Consider the following 18,289-nt stretch of genomic DNA (forward strand, 5'->3'; position numbering starts at 1 on the left):
TGAGCTAATTCCTCTCCCTATTTTGAGCAATAGTGCTTTATTTTACTTCTAAGAAGTTAAAAAAACAGATCCTATTCGGTTTTGCCTCAATATACATAGATTCCTATTCCATGGTACAATCGACTTTATGATAAGGAGGGACTTTGAAATGAATCATGATCCACACTTGCATCCATACCCATCAACTCGAATGCCTGTTTACGCAAAAAATGGGATGGTAGCGACATCGCAGCCTTTAGCAGCACAAGCAGGGCTAGAGATTTTGAAACAAGGCGGAAATGCGATTGATGCGGCGATTGCAACTGCTGCCTGTTTAACCGTTGTCGAGCCTTGTTCAAATGGAATCGGCGGAGACGCGTTTGCGATTGTATGGACGGAGGGCAAACTCCATGGCTTAAATGGGAGCGGTCCTGCCCCTGCCTCAATTAGCATCGACAATGTAAAACAAAAAGGGTTTGAGGAAATCCCTAAATATGGCATGATCCCTGTAACTGTGCCTGGTGCTCCTGCAAGCTGGGCAGCGTTGTCTGAACGTTTCGGCAAGTTGCCTTTGATTGATGTGTTACAGCCTGCCATTCGCCATGCCGAAGAAGGATTCGCCCTCTCCCCTACTGTTGCAAGACAATGGAAAGCAAGCTATGACAAATTTAAAGCGGAGAACAACACCGAAGAATTTCAAGCTTGGTTCGAGACATTTGTTCCAAACGGCCACTTGCCAAAGGCAGGAGAGATCTGGAAATCCCCGGACCATGCCGAGACATTGAGAAGCATTGGCGAAACCAAAGGGGCTTCCTTTTATAAAGGGGACCTGGCTGCAAAGATTGCTGCTTTTTTCGAGAAACATGGCGGCTTCCTATCGAAAGCCGATTTGGAAAATTTCCAGCCAGAGTGGGTCGACCCAATACATGTTAACTACCGTGGTTATGATGTGTGGGAAATTCCGCCAAACGGCCAAGGACTCGTAGCTCTTATGGCACTGAATATGCTCAACCAAGTTGATATTGGTGATAAAGAAGCGGTAGACACGTACCATATGCAAATTGAAGCAATCAAACTGGCGTTTAGCGATGGTCAAAAATATATTACAGATACAAACAATATGAGTGAAAAAATCGAAGACTTGTTGAGCGATACATACGCTAAAGAGCGGCTTCGCCTCATCTCAGATGAAGCACTGCTGCCAACTGCCGGAAAGCCTAAAGCAAGCGGAACGGTTTACTTAAGTACAGCCGACGCTGATGGAAACATGGTCTCATTTATCCAATCCAATTATATGGGCTTTGGGTCAGGGCTAGTTATACCTGGTACAGGGATTGCCATGCAAAACCGAGGGCATAATTTTTCGATGGATCCAAACCACGACAATTGCTTGGCCCCTAATAAACGGACCTATCATACGATTATCCCTGGCTTCCTCACAAAAGATGGGAAACCAATTGGCCCATTTGGCGTGATGGGGGGCTTTATGCAGCCGCAAGGACATGTCCAAGTCATCATGAATACAATTGACTTTCACCTGCATCCACAAGCAGCGCTTGATTCACCACGTTGGCAATGGGTCGAAGGCAAGAACATTCTTTTAGAGCCGACATTCCCTCGCCATATTGCTGAAGCATTGGCCCGTAAAGGCCATAACATTTCAATTGCCAATGACACGATGCCGTTCGGACGGGGCCAAATCATTTGGAAAGATGAAGAAAAAGGCACCTATGTAGGAGGAAGCGAGTCAAGAACAGACGGGGCGGTTGCGCCTTGGTAACGGATTAACAAAACGACTAGCCAGCTGACAAACGCACATGTTGTCGGCTGGCTTTTTCTATTTCTGGGGCCCCGTTACTTTGTTCGTTTTTTGTTGTCTCCCTATTATCCCAATACAAAGAAGCTCGTCATTGCTCTACACTTGAAAGTAAGCAGGTTGCTGCAAATAAATGGGGAGGCGATCATATGAAACAAGTAGGAATGGGGCTCTGCTTCACACTCGGGCTGCTTGCCTTCGGGACAGAGGACACATTTGCACAAGAAGAACTCTCGCCAAAACGGGAAATGCGTGCAGTTTGGATCGCCAGCGTTAACAACATTGATTGGCCGTCGCGTGCTGGCTTATCGGCAGAGCAGCAGCAAACGGAATTTGTATCTATGCTGGATGAAACAAAAGAAATGGGGATGAATGCAGTCGTTGTCCAAGTAAAACCGACAGCAGACAGTTTTTATCCATCAGAGTACGGGCCGTGGTCTGAATATTTGACAGGGCAACAAGGCCAAGACCCCGGTTACGATCCCCTCGCCTTCATGGTTGAAGAAGCCCATAAACGCAACTTAGAATTCCACGCATGGGTGAACCCGTACCGGATTACGATGAACCATACAGACATCAACCGTTTAGCCGAAGGCCACCCTGCCAAAGAACATCAAGATTGGGTCGTCGCCTATGGAAACCAACTTTATTTTGATCCAGGTTTGCCGGAAGTACGACAATTTCTCGTAGACGCTGTCCGTGAAATCGTCCAGAATTACGACATCGATGCGATTCATATGGATGATTACTTTTATCCTTACCCGATCGCTGGCCAAGACTTCCCAGATGATGACTCCTTTGCGGAACATGGTAGCGACTTTACAGACAGGGGAGATTGGCGGCGCCACAATGTGAATACGCTTGTTGCCTCCCTCCAGCAAGCAATCAAAGACGAAAAACCTTATGTGAAATTTGGCATTAGCCCATTCGGAGTCTGGCGCAACAGCAGCACCGACCCAACTGGCTCTCATACACGAGCCGGCGTAGAAAACTATGATGACCTTTACGCCGACACCCGCCACTGGATCCAGAACCGCTCCGTCGATTATATTACTCCGCAAATTTATTGGAACATTGGGTTTGAGGCGGCGGCGTTTGATATTCTTACAGATTGGTGGATTTCAGAAACAACTGGTTCCCATACTCATTTTTACGTCGGGCAAGCCGCATACAAAGTAGGTGTCAATAATGTACCGGCATGGCATGACCCTGAGGAATACCCAAGGCAAATTGCTTACATGCGTGAGCGCCCAGACGTAAAAGGCAGCATCCACTTTAGCTTAAAAGACTTGCGTGCCAACCGTCTCGGCGTTAAAGACCGGCTTACAAAAACAGAATACCAGCGTCCGGCGCTAATTCCAGAAATGCCATGGCTGGCTGGGACTGTACCGAAAAAACCGACAAACGTCGATTTAGTGAAACAAAAGAATGGAACGGTGCTCACCATCGCTGATCCTAAAAATGAGCATGCGGCTTATTACGCCATTTACCGATTTGACGGCCAAAAAACCGGTTCTTTGGAAAGCAATGAAAACTTAATCGCCACTGTCCGCAAAGATGGACAGGAAACAACGTTTATTGATCACGAAGCAGCGGCAAATCAAACGTACACATACGTCATCACTGCATTGGACCGCCTTCATAATGAAAGCAAAAACGGCAAGAAAGCCAAGCAAAATTAGAGGTTTCTTCCCCCCCTCGCTTAAAAAAAGGGGGGGGTTCCTTATTTAAATATCCAGCTTTCTCCTGGACGCATGAGCGCGTTTAAATTCAGCTTTTTGCAAATGGTCACGTAATGCAACGAGGTAAGGAGCACAGCACCCATATTCATTCCTAATATGATGCCGTCCATTTTCAAGCTTGGCATCGAGCCGAGGGCAATCATGAGGCAAAACGAAACGGTTGTTGCGTATAACGAATGCAAGAACGCGTCTTTGACTAAGCCAATGCCAATTAAATAGGCTTGCAGCGGCGTTGAAAAATAATGGAATAAGAAATAAGGGATCAGTACTTGCAAGTAGCCTGCCGCTGGAGAAGGTCCAAAAAAAGCGGTTGTAATCGGTTCTGCAAAGAAAAAGAAGGCGAGCACGACTGGCGCGCCATACACCACTGTGACAAGCAAGGACAGCCGCAAGTAATGATGGAGCACATCGTAATGGCGTTTTGCATAAGCATCCGAAACAATTGGAATGAGCACAACTAACAAGGCATGGGCAATAAAAGCTGGAAAAAAGCCAATTGTAAAGGCAATGCCAGACAATTTCCCATACTGGACCATGGCCACGCTTTCGATCATCCCTGCATTGGACAAAGCTTTCGTAATCAAAAAAGGTTTAATCGCAAATGTAGCGGAGTGAAAAATACGCAAACCCGTTGTTGGCAATGATACTTGCAACAGTTTTTGATAAACCTCTTTTTTGGGCCCTTTTTTCTGGACATGTGCTTTTTTTGTCTCTCGTATTTTCCCTATAAATACAATAACCAAATAAATTAATACAAACAGTTCGCTTAATTTTAGTGCTAGCAACGCCATAAAAATAGCGATGTGGCTTTCAAAGGAAAACAATTTAAACACGACGAGCAAACCAGCTAATTGCGTCGACCGTTTCAATAAATTGGCCACAGCAATTTTCCCTGTCTCCTGGGCGCCCATCAAATACCCTCTTGCCACTGACGAAAACGTAATGATTGGCACGAGCAGCACGAGCATCCATCTAACGCCTGCATGATAAGAGTGGAGCACACTTAGATGGGGAAATACAATCAAGGCACCAATCATGACAGCAAGGGCACAAACGAACGCGAGTTGCAGCGCTTTGCCGAGTACATGCCAATGGTAGACAGGTTCTTTCTCGGCAATTAACTTAGATACAGAAACGGGCAATTCAATGCTTGCCAGGACGACAACAAATAGCATTGTTGGCAAAATCGCCATGTACAAACCGAACGCTTCATCGCCGAGCTCTCTTGCCAATACAACGTTGATCATAAACTCCAAACATTCCCCTACAAACGCCGCGGCGCTCAGCACGAGAACCCCTCGAAAAAACGTATTCACCGTTCATCTCTCCTTTTTCTCTCTATACAGGCTATGAGACAAGATATTAAAATATGGGTATGTTTTTGAAAGCATAAAAAAGGCCTGCGCTCAGGTGAGTGCAGGCCTCTTTTCGTTATCAATCATCCCATGTGCTGGCATTTTTTAAACCGGGAATGTTTTTGCTTTTAAAAACAGGATTTTTTCCTTGTTGACGCTGGCTCTGGTAATCCGAAATAACCGCAAAGGAAATCCCGCCGATTAATAGAATCGCCATTAAGTTCACCACGGTCGTAAAGGCCATAAACACATCAGCTAAAGACCAAACGAGTTCAATCGCAGCAAGGGAACCGAAAACAACCATAGCGACGACGAGCAAACGGTAAACTTGGAGCCAAATGGTCCCCTCTTTAATAAATGCTAAATTGGTTTCGCCGTAGTAGTAGTTGCCGACGAGCGAAGTGAACGAAAAAAAGAAAATCGCAATCGCAATAAACGGGACAGCCCAACCGCCGATGAGCTCGCTCAAGGACGCTTGTGTTAAGGCGACGCCGTCTACCCCTTCTCCAGCGGTTTGGTAAACATTCGTAAGCAAAATAACAAAAGCAGTCGCAGAACAAATGATAATCGTATCAAAAAACACACCTAAAGATTGCACAAGCCCTTGCTTGACTGGATGGGATACATCGGCTGTCGCGGCGGCGTTCGGGACACTTCCCATTCCAGCTTCATTGGAAAACAAGCCTCGTTGCGCCCCGACAAGGAGCCCGGCAAAAATGCCGACTGTTGCCTCTTTAAACCCAAAGGCAGAACCGATAATAAGAGCAAATACTTGCGGAATTTGTTGATAATTGCTGATCACCACAAAAAAGACAACACCGACATAGGCCACTGCCATAATCGGCACAACAATTCCTGAAAAGACAGAAATCGACCGAATGCCGCCAAAGATAATAACCCCTACTGCTAGAGCAATGACGATGCCGACAGTTAGTCGGTTTAGCCCAAATGCTTCATCCATAGCAACAGCAATCGTATTCGCTTGTAGTGAATTAAAGATAAACCCAAATGTGACAGCAATCAATAAGGCAAATACGATGCCAAGCCAGCGTTTGCCAAGGGCCTTTTCAATATAATAAGCAGGGCCGCCTCGGAACTGGCCGTCGCGCCTTTCTTTGTACACTTGGGCAAGCATGCTTTCTACAAAGCCAGTAGCCATGCCGATGGTCGCAATCACCCACATCCAAAAAATCGCGCCAGGGCCTCCTGTTGTAATCGCAATCGCCACCCCTGAGATGTTGGCTGCGCCTACTCGCGAAGCGGCGCTAATACAAAACGCTTGAAAAGCAGAGACTTCTCCCTTCTTCGCCTTTTTCTCGGTGACAGCTCGAAACATTTCAGGAAACATCCGGATTTGCACAAAGTTTGACCGGAACGTTAAGTACAGGCCAACGGCAACTAAAGAAAACACGAGAAAATAGGAAGTAATCCCGTTCATGCTATCTACGATTTGTTGAACAACTTCCATAATAGCTCCACCTTTGCTTCTCCCAAAAATATGGTTTTTTCCTTAAGCATCATATCACATTTTTTGCTATTTAAAAGAAAACGCCCTATTTAGACTTTTTTCGAATTGTCCAAAAGGGCCTTTTCTTCAAAGCCATAATTCTTGATGGGAAGCAGTCACTGCCTGAGCACCCGCTTTAATGGCTTGCTTTGCATCTTCCATCGTCTCAATTAAGCCGCCGGCAATGACCGGTATCCCCGTTTTCCTATGGACACGGCCAATGTAGTCGGGCAAAATGCCAGGCAAAAGTTCGATCACATCAGGTTTTACTGTTTCAGCCAGGTGATAGCTCGTTTCAAGCGCAAGCGTGTCGAGCAAAAAGACACGTTGAATCGCAAGAATGCCATTCTTTTTTGCAATTCGAAGCATATCGCCCCGTGTTGATATTAATCCGGCTGGACGAATCACTTGGCAAAGAAATTCAGCAGCAGCCTTATCGCTTTTTAAACCTTGGATTAAATCAGCATGGAGAATCGGTTTTTTATTTTCCTCGCGCGCTCTTTTTTTTACTGATGCTAGTTTAGACAAGTGCAAATCCAAGACAACGAAATATTCATGGCTGCTGTTCATAATGACCTCGAAATCTTTCATTGTCTTGATTGCTGGTAAAATCGTTTGGCCGCCAAACATCGCTTAACCGATATCCTCAAGCGTGTGTATCCGCCATTGTTCTGCCAACTCAGCCTCGTAAATGGCCCGCTGTTTGTCGCTCCACTTCAAAACAGAAGCCATAGCCTCCACGATTTTGTCTTTATAAGCGTTGGCTTTGTCAATATCAAAGAGCATATAGGAAGAGCGGCGTAATAAGAAATCGACAGGCGTGAGTGCCATTTCATAGGCCATCGCGTAACGGAGCGACGCCCATACTGCTTTTGGAAGCCCATATTTCTCTGCTTCCCCATCATTTAGAAACGCAAACACGTGCGTCACATTTGAACCGTAACGTGTGACGAGTTCAGCTGCTTCAGCCTCTTCTAAGCCAAGGGTTTTTCCAGCTTCAATATGGGCAGCATTAAACATGTCGAGCTGGTCCGATCCACCTACTTCCCCACCTGATAAAACCAGTTTTTTTGTCTGGCACGGTTTATAGACCGCACCTGTTTCTTGTTCAAGCTCTTTGGCGACGATCGAGACAATATTGTCGGCCATCTTTCGGTAACCAGTCAATTTGCCGCCTGCTATCGTCATAAGCCCACTGTCTGAGTGAAAAATTTCGTCTTTACGTGAAATATCGGAAGGGCTTTTGCCTTCTTCGTGAATAAGGGGCCGCAACCCTGACCAGCTTGACTCAATATCGGCAGTTGTGAGCTGATATCCTGGGAATAAGGCATTTGTTGCCTTCATAATATAGTCGACATCTTCCTTCGTCACACCAGGTTCCCGCTTATCGCCTTTATAATTTGTATCGGTTGTGCCTACATACACTTTTTCACCGCGAGGAATCGCAAACATCATGCGGCCATCGCCAAAAGGCGTGTCAAAATAAAGCGCTTGGTTTAAAGGCAATCTTTTTTTGGATAATACCAAGTGGACGCCTTTCGTTAAATGGATCGTTTTTCCGGTCTTTGAGCGATCTTGCTCACGCAAATGGTCGACCCATGGCCCCGTTGCATTGACAACTTTTTTTGCCTGGATCGTGACAGCTTCACCCGTCAGCAAATCACGGGCAATGACACCCGTAATTTTCCCTTTGTCATAAATAAATCCTTCCGCTTTTACATAATTCGCTAATTTCGCGCCTTTTTCAGCTGCTGTTTTTGCAATTTCAATCGTTAAGCGGGCGTCGTCCGTGCGGTATTCGACATACATACCGGCGCCGCGAAGGCCGTCTTTTGCCAAAATCGGCTCTTTTTTTAATGCATCTTTCGCCTTCATCATCGTGCGCCGCTCTGCTTTCTTGACGCCTGCAAGTCGATCGTAGACAGCAAGCCCGATTGACGTTGTTAACGCATTAAACGTACCGCCTTTGTAAAACGGCAACATCATTCGCACGGGCTCTGTAACATGGGGTGCATTTTCATAGACGATCGCCCGCTCAGTGCCAACTTCAGCAACTAATTTAACTTCAAATTGCTTTAAATAACGAAGGCCACCATGGATCAACTTTGTCGACCGGCTTGACGTTCCCGCCGCAAAATCTTGCATTTCAATCAAGCCGACATCGATTCCTCGTGTTGCCGCATCCAAAGCGGCCCCTACGCCAGTAATGCCACCACCAATAATTAACAGATCTAACTGTTTGCCTTCCATGCTTGCAATTGCTTTTTCTCTTGTCTTTGCTGAAAACGCCATCTCGATTCCTCCAATATTTGAACGGAAAAAGGGACCACAACAAACAAAACAGGCCTTTTGGCGCCTATTGAATGCTGTGATCCCTCAATTCCTCAGATCCGTTCATTAACTTACATTCATTATAGCGCACTTAAGCTGCTGCGTAAACATTTAGCTATTTTCCACTCAGTGTTCCCTGCTAACGCGTCTTTGAAACCATAGAAAAAAGCAAACGCACAGGCCCCCTGAAGGAAATAACACCTGTGCGTTTTAGCTAAATGGAAAACCATATTATTTATTTTGTCGGCTTAAAAGCCATTGTTGCCTCAATCGCTGTTTTCCAGCCACCATAAAGCGTTTCCCGCTCTGTTTTTTCCATCTCCGGCTCAAACGAACGGTCGATTTTCCATTTGTCGGCAATTTCCTGTTTGTCTTTCCAAACCCCGACAGCCAAGCCAGCCAAATAGGCTGCGCCAAGTGCAGTTGTCTCATTAATGGTTGGGCGTTCAACAGGGGCATCAAGCAAATCGCTTTGAAACTGCATCAAAAAGTCGTTCTTCACCACACCGCCATCGGCACGAAGTTTTTTCGACTCTAAGCCAGAATCCGATTCCATTGCCTCCATCACGTCTTTTGTTTGGTACGCTAGTGCTTCTAACGTAGCGCGAACAATGTGTTCTCTCGTTGTTCCTCTTGTCAATCCATACATGGCACCACGTGCATCGCTGTCCCAATAAGGCGTTCCTAATCCAACAAATGCAGGAACAACATAGACACCTTCCGATGATTCAATCCGCTTTGCATATGCTTCGCTGTCCTTAGCACTTTCTAGCAGCTTGATGCCGTCACGGAGCCATTGGATCGCAGAGCCAGCAACAAAAATGCTTCCTTCTAATGCATACTCTACTTTGCCATCAAGCCCCCAGGCAATCGTTGTGAGCAAGCCATTCTCTGACGTAACGGCTTCATTGCCTGTGTTCATTAAAATAAAGCAACCTGTTCCATATGTGTTTTTAACCATGCCTTTTTCAAAACAAGCTTGTCCAAATAAAGCCGCACTTTGGTCACCCGCGACACCTGCAATCGGTATCTGCTCCCCAAAGAAATAGTATTCCACCGTATTGGCATATACTTCTGACGATGACTTCACTTCAGGGAGCATCGCCTTAGGAATATCCAAAATCCGAAGCAGCTCTTCGTCCCACTGCAAATCATGAATGTTATACATAAGCGTCCGTGCCGCATTTGAATAGTCGGTTACGTGCGCTTTCCCGCCGCTCAATTTCCAAATCAGCCATGAATCAATTGTGCCAAAGAGCAATTCGCCGTTTTCAGCCCGCTCCCGGGCGCCTTCCACATGGTCCAAAATCCATTTTACTTTTGTCCCTGAAAAATAAGGGTCAATCAGCAAGCCCGTTTTGCTGCGAAACGTTTCATTGTGTCCTGCATCACGCAATGTTTTGCAAATGTCTTCTGTTTGCCGCGACTGCCATACGAGCGCATGGTAAACCGGCTTGCCTGTTTCTTTGTCCCATACAACCGTGGTTTCCCGCTGATTCGTAATGCCTATCGCTTTAATTTGCCGCGGTTCCACATCTGTTTCTGTAAACAGGCCGGAAATGACAGAGAGCGTCGAATTCCAAATTTCATTTGCATTGTGTTCCACCCAGCCTGGGTGGGGAAAATACTGTTTAAATTCCTTTTGTACTGTATGGACGATTTCTCCTTCGAGGTTAAATAAAATCGACCGTGTGCTCGTCGTTCCCTGGTCAATTGCCAAAATATATGTTTTCTCCATCCGTTATCTTCGGCCCTCCTTGATTTTTTCGGTTGCATGTTCCTTTTATTTATTTACCTGCCTTTTGTCTTCTTAAAACAAGGCTAGCCTCATTTCTGAATCTCGCTTACAAGAAGCTACAAAGCCTTGTCGTAAAGAGGGAGCATAATATGAACACATGTGCCCTTTTTTGGTTTGCTTGCATAAGAAACGTGGCCGCCCATCATTTCAATCATGCGGATGGAGACCATTGTTCCGATGCCCGTACCACTGTCTTTTGTCGTAAAATAAGCAGTGCCAATTTGTTTTAATTGCTCTTTTGTCATGCCAACCCCTGTATCCTCAATGGTTAACAACAGTTTCTTTTTAGCTGTTTTATCCAATTTAATTAACACGGCTCCATTTGGAGGCGTTGCTTCGATGCCGTTCTTAATAAAATTGAGAAGCGCTTGTTTAAGCTTATTTTGGTCGGCCCATACCCAAAGCGTTTCTTCGCTGCTTTCGACAGACAACTGGACATGCCCTTTTGCAGCATAGGGCCTTAGCAGTGAGACAACAGAATGAACCGTTTCTCCTACTGAAAAAACACGTTGTTGGTCCATTTTAGGTTTTGCTGCACTTAAATATTCATTAATGATCGCTTCCGCCCGGTTCAATTCACCGACAATTAATGCGTGGTATTGATTTTTCTTTTCGCCTTCGGCCATCAGCTGGACAAACCCTTTCACAACGGTTAGCGGATTTCTGACTTCGTGGGCAATCGTTGCCGCAAGTTCATTTAAGCTGTTGTACTTTTCGGCACGTAGCGATTCGGCAATGACACGGTCTCTCTCGAGCAATGTCTCATATAGATAAGTAATTAAAAACATCGCACCAACGCCAAAAATCGCATAGTAAACGGCCACTCCCCACATCGCAGGCAAGTAGCTATCTCTGAATAGCCATTGCATAATGATCAGTGATAAAGTTACTTGGATCAGCACTGGCCATAATGACACGAGGCTGACAAACTTGAGCCTTGGCCATTTGCTTGGCAACTGGTAAAACCTGTTCGTAAAAATCGAAAACAATAAGGCACTTAGCAAAAAATGCACGAGGGCAAAACAAGTAAGATCGCCGCCGACGATCAACCGAAAAACGGCTGAAACGGCGGTTACGCCCCAGCCCGCCCGTTTGCCACCATATAAAAACGCGAGCAAAATGGGAATATAGCGTAAATCCCAGAAAACGTCTCCTTGGCGGATGGAAAAGGACATGCATAAAATAACAGCGCCACTCATGAAATGGAACATCGTAAGCGAACGCTGGATTTTCCAGCCCCCTTCGGCTTTTAAGCTATAAATGATTAAGGGAACCATAATCACAAACACATTGATAAGAAGCTTTTCAATAACCATGCATCCCACGTTCCCCTCGCACCATTTCTCTGAACTCATTCGACACTTTTCGGGGCAATCCTGCTTCTTGCTAAAATTTACAGGATTGCATCCATTTGTTTTGTTTGTTGCATCTCGTAATAAAACCCTTTTGTCGCCATCAGTTCATGGTGGCTTCCTGCCTCCGTGACCTGTCCTCCCTGTAAAACAAGAATTTGGTCAGCGGCTTCAATCGTATTTAAGCGGTGGGCAATGACAAAGCTTGTGCGCCCATGCATCAACCGTTTTAACGCTTCTTGGATCTTCATTTCCGTCACCGTATCAATACTAGATGTCGCTTCATCCAAAATCAAAATCGACGGATTAGCAAGCAGCGCTCGGGCAATCGACAATAACTGTTTTTGCCCTTGGCTAATGCCGCTGCCATCTTGGAAAAGCATCGTCTCGTATCCATTTGGCAAGTGGGAAATAAACCCATGAGCATTTGCCAACTTAGCCGCTTCTTCCACTTCTTGATCCGATGCCTCGAGGCGACCGTAGCGGATGTTTTCACGAATGGTGCCTTGAAATAAAAATGGATCCTGAAGAACAACGCCCATTTGCGAGCGTACATCGTCTTTTTTCAAGTTAGCAAGATTGTTTCCATCGATAAAAATCGCACCCTCATTCACTGGGTAAAAACCAAGCAGCAAGTTAAGGATTGTCGTCTTCCCGGCTCCAGTAGGGCCGACAAAGGCAATCGTCTCCCCTGCTTTCGCAGTAAAGGAGACATTTTTGAGCGTTTCTGTAGCGCCATAGGAGAAACAGACATTTTGAAACGCGACATTTCCGTCTATTTGCTTGACCGCGCTGGCGCCTGCTTGATCCGTTTCAGGCTCTTCATCGATTACCGCAAATACACGCTCCGCACCGGCTAGCGCTGATAAAACCGCATTAAATTGATTGGCAAGATCGTTTAGCGGCCGTGTAAACTGACGGGAATACTCGACAAACACGACAATCACACCAACCGTTACCCCAGCCATTCCATGAACAGCAAGAAACCCACCAATCCCAGCAATAACGGCAAAACTGAGATTGTTCAACACATTCATTAGTTTTGGGATAAAACCAGAATAGACTTGCGCCCAGAAACCAGCATGACGCAACGCCCCATTATATTCCTCAAACGCTTCAATAATCGTGTCTTCCCGTGAAAAAGTTTTTACGACTGATTGGCCAGCAATGGTTTCTTCCGAATAGCCGTTAAGCTGCCCTAAGCTTTTTTGCTGTTCTTTGAAAAACACTTTTGTTCGCTTTGTAATCCACCGCATTCCTACAACCATTAATGGCACAATGAATAAAGTGATCCCTGTAAGCAAGGGCGACAAGTATAACATAACAGCTAGAATGCCAATAAAAGTGACGACACTTGAAATGATTTGCACAATGGACGAATTCAACGTCGCCGAAATATTTTCAATGTCGTTTGTCATACGGCTCATCAAATCTCCGTGCTTGTGTTTGTCAAAAAAACCGATTGGCAACTTTTGCAATTGGGCAAATAAATCTTTACGGATCGCAAACACAGTCGCCTGTGCGATTTTGACCATCATAAAGTTTTGCAAAAACGTTGAAATGCTTAAAGCGGCGTACGAACCAAGCAAAAAGAGCAATATGATCTCCAAACCGCCAAAATCAGTAGGAATGATATAGTCATCAATGACAACGCCGATTAAAAAAGGACCGGCCAGCGTCAATACAGCGCTGGCAAAAACAAGCGCCATGACAAGAAAAAGTGCCCCTTTTTGCCTTGTCAAATAAGCAAAAATTCTTTTGGCCGCTCCTTTCCCATCCTTGGCTGTCTCTGGCCGTCCTCCAGCCCTGGCAGCGTGTGGATGCTGGGGCTGGCTGCTTGTTGCCTGAGACTGGCGGGACGCGCGCCAATTGATGGTTTTATACCGAAATGGCTCTGTTAATGCGGAACGAAGCCTCATCCTCACGCCTCCTTGCCATATTGCGACTTATAAATTTTTTTATAGAACGGCGATGACCGCAGCAACTCTTCGTGGCTGCCGAAGCCAACCAGTTCGCCGTATTCAAGCAATAAAATCCGGTCTGCCTGAGTCGCCGTTGACAATTTTTGCGTAACCATCATCGTCGTGCATGGTTGTTGCTCTAACGCCTTGAGAAAACGGGCTTCTGTTTTCGCATCAAGGGCGCTTGTACTGTCATCAAGAAGCAACATTTTCGGCTTGCCTAGCAGGGCACGGGCAATGGAAATCCGCTGTTTTTGGCCTCCTGACAAATTGACGCCTTGCTGGCCAACAATCGTGTCGTACCCATCTGGCAAGCGTACAATCGCCTCATGAATTTGCGCCACTTTAGCAACTGCTTCGATTTCTTCAGCAGATGCTTCTGGAAAGCCCCAGGCAATGTTTTCCCGAATCGTCCCGGAGAACAACCGGACCGCTTGCGGGACATAGCCAATTTGCCTGCGCAGCTTTTGAACTTGCCACGCTGTAACGGATGTTCCATCAATGCGAACCGTTCCTTTTGTCGGTTCATAAAGTTTTGGAATGAGCTGGAATAATGTTGATTTTCCAGAACCTGTTTCCCCAAGAACGGCAACTGTTTCATTCGCCTTTACAGCGAAATCGATGTTTTTCAACACAAAGGGAGCCCCCTCTGCATAAGAAAACGATACATGTTCAAAGCGCAGCTCCCCTTTCATAGCTGGGGGCTCAGGCTTTGCCTCGCTTTCCTTTAGTTCGTCATCAGGCTCTAGCAGCACTTCCTCAATTCGCGTTGCCGAGGCTCTAGCCCGGGAAAAGACGATAATAATCATCGAAAAAACCGTTAACGCAGAAGTAATTCGCGTTGCATAGTTGACAATCGCCACAACATCGCCAACTTGTGTCGCACCATTGCCAATGTCAATGCTCCCAAACCAAAGGACAAGCAAAATCGAGCCGTTCATTAAAAACAGCAAAACAGGCAATGTCAATTCCATTAGGCGAAAAGCTTTTACCGTCCGATCCATCAGCTTGTTGCTTTCCCGAAAAAAACGCTGCGCCTCCTCGGCTTTGCGCACAAAAACGCGGATCACACGAATGCCAGTCAAATTTTCTCGTACCACATGGTTGACTGAATCGACTTTTGCTTGAACTTCACTAAAAATATGTACGCCTTTCTTTAAAATCCACATTAGAAAGAGGATGATCGGTGGGATCGTAATGAATAAAAACAATGCTAAACGAGCATTGACAGCAAATGCCATCACGCACCCGCCAATGATAAGCAACGGTGCTCTAGCCATAATGCGTAGGCTCATAAAAACCGTATTTTGGATTTGTGTTACGTCATTAGACAACCTTGTCATCAAAGAGGATGTTTCAAATGGCTGCAACTTTTCAAGGCTCGAACGCTGGATCGTTTTAAACATCGCATTGCGGATATCAAACCCTGTGCTTTGGCCAGCGTGGCCTGCATAAAAGGAGTTTAGCACGCCGGCTATAAACGCTAATAACGAAAGGCCGACCAATACGCCTCCCCACACAAAAACAGTCTTTAAATCATTTTCGATAATCCCGTCGTCAATAATCCGGGCAAGCAAGAGCGGTTGAATTAGTTCCACAGCCAACTCAAGCAACATAAAAGCAAAAGCAATCACTGCTGCTGCTTTATAAGGAAGCAAATAGGAAAAAACAGTTTTCACAGTAACGCCCCTCTTCCTGCACCAACCACCACAGTTCTTATTTTATATTATTTTCCTATCATAGCTTATTTTTTGTCTTCGTTCTATTATATTATCCTATAGCCGAAAGCAATATCGCCCATTCATTTGTTCTAACTGCATGCCAAGGTGCCCGCAGACAGAACGTCCTCTACCGTTGTTGTTATTTTGAGTAGAAAACGCTAAATTGTTTGTAGGAAATGAATAGCCCGATCTCCCTGGAAATAAAAAAACTTTCTGGGGAGATCCCACAGAAAGTTTACGCTGCAACGAACAACGATAAGAGTATTTTGCCTACTAAACTATGCCCCCGCCGACATTGCAATTAAAACAGCTCCTACTACACCGACCACAAAAACGGCTGAAAGGATTTTCACAAACTTTGCGTTCACTAAAGTCACTCCCTATTGCAAATCTAGCTTGAACGAAAGAAATTAGCCGCTTAACCAAACAGCTCGACGTTATTTGACACTTTTCTTAAGTATACAACGGCTAGCACTTAGAAACTATGTAAATTTATCTTTATCATCTCCAAATTTAGCAAAAAACGTTCGAAAACTGACAGACCCTTCCTTTTAACCAGGACTTACTAACAGGAAGATTGTATGTGAACATCTTTAAAATGAGCAAGACACCTGCTTTCCTACTGAAATATTTTTGCAAAAAAGACGAGGTGTCAGCTCATTGACAATCAAGGAGCCAAGATCGGGGACAACGCACCGTCATACCAAACAGTCAGTTCATGAAGGGCCCGTGTGCAACCCACATACAATAGTTTTTTATGGAGTTCATCACAAGGGTAATGGTCGTTTGTTACATCAGTTAGTAAGACAGCATCAAATTCAAATCCTTTTGAAAGATAAACAGGCAAAACAGAAATGCCGCCCTCATACCTTTCTCCTCCTGCTATAAGCAAATGAGCATCAAAGCCCGCTGCTTGTAGCTGCCTGCAAATGGCTGTGCTAGCTTTTTCTGTACGTGTAAGAACGGCGATGGTTTGTGTTTGTTTATCCTGCATCGCCTTTACCCAGTGCGCCACATGTTCCGTCGGCCTCTGTTCCACAACCACGTCTTGCCCGCTGCGAAAAACAGGTTTTGCTGGCGCAGGAGCGAAAGCCATTTGCTGAAGGATCCGGTTCGAAAATTCAATAATTTCCATCGTTGACCGGTAACTCCGCTCCATTTGTACATAGGAAACGTTGTTGGCAAATACCTCTTCAAAGGCAGCCCAGTTCGAAATTCCTTCGTCTCCGTGAATCCCTTGGGCTAGATCCCCTAATATCGTAAATCCTCCTGCGCGCGTCCGCTCTTTTAAAACAGCTAGCATAAAAGGGGATACATCTTGCGCTTCATCGATAACAACATGGTCGAAGCGAGCGTCGCGCTCAATTCCGTAAAGCTGTTGGTGCATGTACACAAGTGGAGCTATATCTTCGTAGCCTAACCGCTTCTCTTTCAGACTAGCAGGCACTGGCAGTTGCTGTTCTTTTAAAAAAGCGGTGTACAACTTAGCAAGATCAGGCTTGGACCAGTAGGAAAGAAAGGAGCGCAAACGTTTAAGCGCTTCCGACTTAAAAGCCTGTTGTTCTTTTTTGTCTTCAAAGCGCTTTGCTTCGATCTCAATCCATCGTTTCGCGCGGGCATGAAAGCGCTCCCGCCGTTTCATTGGCGGCGAAGCGGCAAAATCCTGCTCAATCCACTGTTTCATTGTTTCTTTGTTCAGCACGCAGCCGTCCCACGGGCAAAAATCTTTTTTGGGCACCCTTTCCCCTACATAAGCATCAATAAAACGACGCATTTGCTTTTGGCATGCAAGCGAGCCTTTATAAGCAAGCACATCTTCTGACTGCTGTTCAAGTTTCGATTCAAATTGATTGGCCAAGCGTTTTTTCGTGTCATAAAGCTGATAAGAAGAACCAAGCACCGACAACCCCCAGTTGGCAAATGTACTTTGGGCAATCGTTCCTACTCCGAGCTCCGGCAGGACGTGTGAAATATAATCGAGAAACATCGCGTTTGGCGCAAAAATCACCATTTTCTCAGCTCGTAGCTGCTCGCGGAATTCATACAACAAATAGGCAAGGCGATGCAAGGCGACTGTCGTTTTCCCGCTTCCAGCAGCTCCTTGGATAATAAGCGGTTCTTTGATTGCATGGCGAATGATCGCGTTTTGTTCTGCTTGAATGGTCGCGACAATGTCTTTCAATTTGTTGTCTTTTTGCTCGCTTAACTTATATAACAAAAATTCATCGCCGCCGCTCATTTCTTGCCCTTTCGCATAGCTATCCACGACCCGCTGCAGACGGCGATTTCGAATCACAATGTTTCGCTTCAGCAAAATTTCACCTTCGACTATGCCTTCCGGTGATTGATAAAAAACATCTTCCTCACTTCCTGTAAACGAATAAAACAGTGAGGCAACCGGTGCGCGCCAATCAATTACGAACGGATCGCCGCTGTCTTCATCGTGAACGCCGACTTTTCCAATATAGAGCGCTTTTGTTTCCTGGTCCCATTCACAAAAGTCGAGCCTGCCAAAATACGGTTCTTGTCTGGCTGAATGAAGCGCTGTACGTAAATGCTCACGCCTATCTTCCAGCACTTGTTCCGTAAAATCGCTCCCGCGGTAGCGCGGCACCTGCTCCAGCTTATCGCCTAGTTCATCCAGTCGGGCAAGCGTCGCCTGCAACTGCGCCTCTTCGGCTTCAAATATGGACATCGTATCACTCCTCCTAAAAGTTCTTCTCTATT

The 18,289-nt window shown here is 45.7% G+C and carries 11 protein-coding genes; 2 read left to right on the top strand and 9 right to left on the bottom strand.

Translation table 11 applies throughout. From position 1 onward, the window contains the following. Positions 1–148: 148 nt before the first annotated feature. Entirely contained in the window at positions 149–1,759 is a 1,611-nt protein-coding gene (locus BUC05_RS12130; protein ID WP_011246113.1) for a gamma-glutamyltransferase family protein, read from the top strand. A gap of 185 nt (positions 1,760–1,944) precedes the next feature. After that, positions 1,945–3,477 (top strand): glycoside hydrolase family 10-like protein, encoded by a 1,533-nt coding sequence (locus tag BUC05_RS12135; RefSeq protein WP_073304825.1) that lies wholly within the window; start codon positions 1,945–1,947, stop codon positions 3,475–3,477. Between the two features lie 41 nt (positions 3,478–3,518). Here the strand turns inward: BUC05_RS12135 and BUC05_RS12140 are convergent, their stop codons facing one another. From BUC05_RS12140 to BUC05_RS12180, 9 genes are all read right to left on the bottom strand, one after another. Further along, positions 3,519–4,853, bottom strand: a complete 1,335-nt coding sequence (locus tag BUC05_RS12140; protein WP_063609412.1) for a polysaccharide biosynthesis protein — start codon at positions 4,851–4,853, stop codon at positions 3,519–3,521. Between the two features lie 118 nt (positions 4,854–4,971). Next, a complete protein-coding gene (locus tag BUC05_RS12145; RefSeq protein ID WP_082111956.1) occupies positions 4,972–6,360 on the bottom strand; it encodes an alanine/glycine:cation symporter family protein in 1,389 nt (462 codons plus the stop codon). Positions 6,361–6,486: 126 nt separating this feature from the next. Continuing rightward, positions 6,487–7,029 (bottom strand): glycerol-3-phosphate responsive antiterminator, encoded by a 543-nt coding sequence (locus tag BUC05_RS12150; protein ID WP_011246109.1) that lies wholly within the window; start codon positions 7,027–7,029, stop codon positions 6,487–6,489. A gap of 3 nt (positions 7,030–7,032) precedes the next feature. Then, complete coding sequence (locus tag BUC05_RS12155; protein ID WP_011246108.1) at positions 7,033–8,691, bottom strand: glycerol-3-phosphate dehydrogenase/oxidase; 1,659 nt, start codon at positions 8,689–8,691, stop codon at positions 7,033–7,035. 274 nt (positions 8,692–8,965) lie between these two features. Continuing rightward, complete coding sequence (glpK, locus tag BUC05_RS12160; RefSeq protein WP_073304828.1) at positions 8,966–10,468, bottom strand: glycerol kinase GlpK; 1,503 nt, start codon at positions 10,466–10,468, stop codon at positions 8,966–8,968. 116 nt (positions 10,469–10,584) lie between these two features. Continuing rightward, positions 10,585–11,844, bottom strand: a complete 1,260-nt coding sequence (locus tag BUC05_RS12165) for an ATP-binding protein (RefSeq protein WP_011246106.1) — start codon at positions 11,842–11,844, stop codon at positions 10,585–10,587. Positions 11,845–11,921: 77 nt separating this feature from the next. After that, positions 11,922–13,799, bottom strand: coding sequence for an ABC transporter ATP-binding protein (locus tag BUC05_RS12170; protein WP_011246105.1), 1,878 nt, complete (start codon positions 13,797–13,799; stop codon positions 11,922–11,924). A gap of 2 nt (positions 13,800–13,801) precedes the next feature. Continuing rightward, a complete protein-coding gene (locus BUC05_RS12175) occupies positions 13,802–15,520 on the bottom strand; it encodes an ABC transporter ATP-binding protein (protein ID WP_011246104.1) in 1,719 nt (572 codons plus the stop codon). A 709-nt stretch (positions 15,521–16,229) separates the two neighbouring features. Then, positions 16,230–18,257: a HelD family protein gene (locus BUC05_RS12180; protein ID WP_011246103.1), complete on the bottom strand. Its 2,028-nt coding sequence runs from the start codon at positions 18,255–18,257 to the stop codon at positions 16,230–16,232. Positions 18,258–18,289 lie beyond the last annotated feature (32 nt).

The organism is Shouchella rhizosphaerae, from assembly GCF_900142675.1.
GTDB lineage: Bacteria > Bacillota > Bacilli > Bacillales > Bacillaceae_D > Shouchella > Shouchella rhizosphaerae.

Coding starts and splice junctions, on each gene's coding strand:
- BUC05_RS12130 (WP_011246113.1), top strand. CDS start 149: ATGAATCATGATCCACACTTGCATCCATACCCATCAACTCGAATGCCT.
- BUC05_RS12135 (WP_073304825.1), top strand. CDS start 1,945: ATGAAACAAGTAGGAATGGGGCTCTGCTTCACACTCGGGCTGCTTGCC.
- BUC05_RS12145 (WP_082111956.1), bottom strand. CDS start 6,360: ATGGAAGTTGTTCAACAAATCGTAGATAGCATGAACGGGATTACTTCC.
- BUC05_RS12150 (WP_011246109.1), bottom strand. CDS start 7,029: ATGTTTGGCGGCCAAACGATTTTACCAGCAATCAAGACAATGAAAGAT.
- BUC05_RS12155 (WP_011246108.1), bottom strand. CDS start 8,691: ATGGCGTTTTCAGCAAAGACAAGAGAAAAAGCAATTGCAAGCATGGAA.
- glpK (WP_073304828.1), bottom strand. CDS start 10,468: ATGGAGAAAACATATATTTTGGCAATTGACCAGGGAACGACGAGCACA.
- BUC05_RS12165 (WP_011246106.1), bottom strand. CDS start 11,844: ATGGTTATTGAAAAGCTTCTTATCAATGTGTTTGTGATTATGGTTCCC.
- BUC05_RS12170 (WP_011246105.1), bottom strand. CDS start 13,799: ATGAGGCTTCGTTCCGCATTAACAGAGCCATTTCGGTATAAAACCATC.
- BUC05_RS12180 (WP_011246103.1), bottom strand. CDS start 18,257: ATGTCCATATTTGAAGCCGAAGAGGCGCAGTTGCAGGCGACGCTTGCC.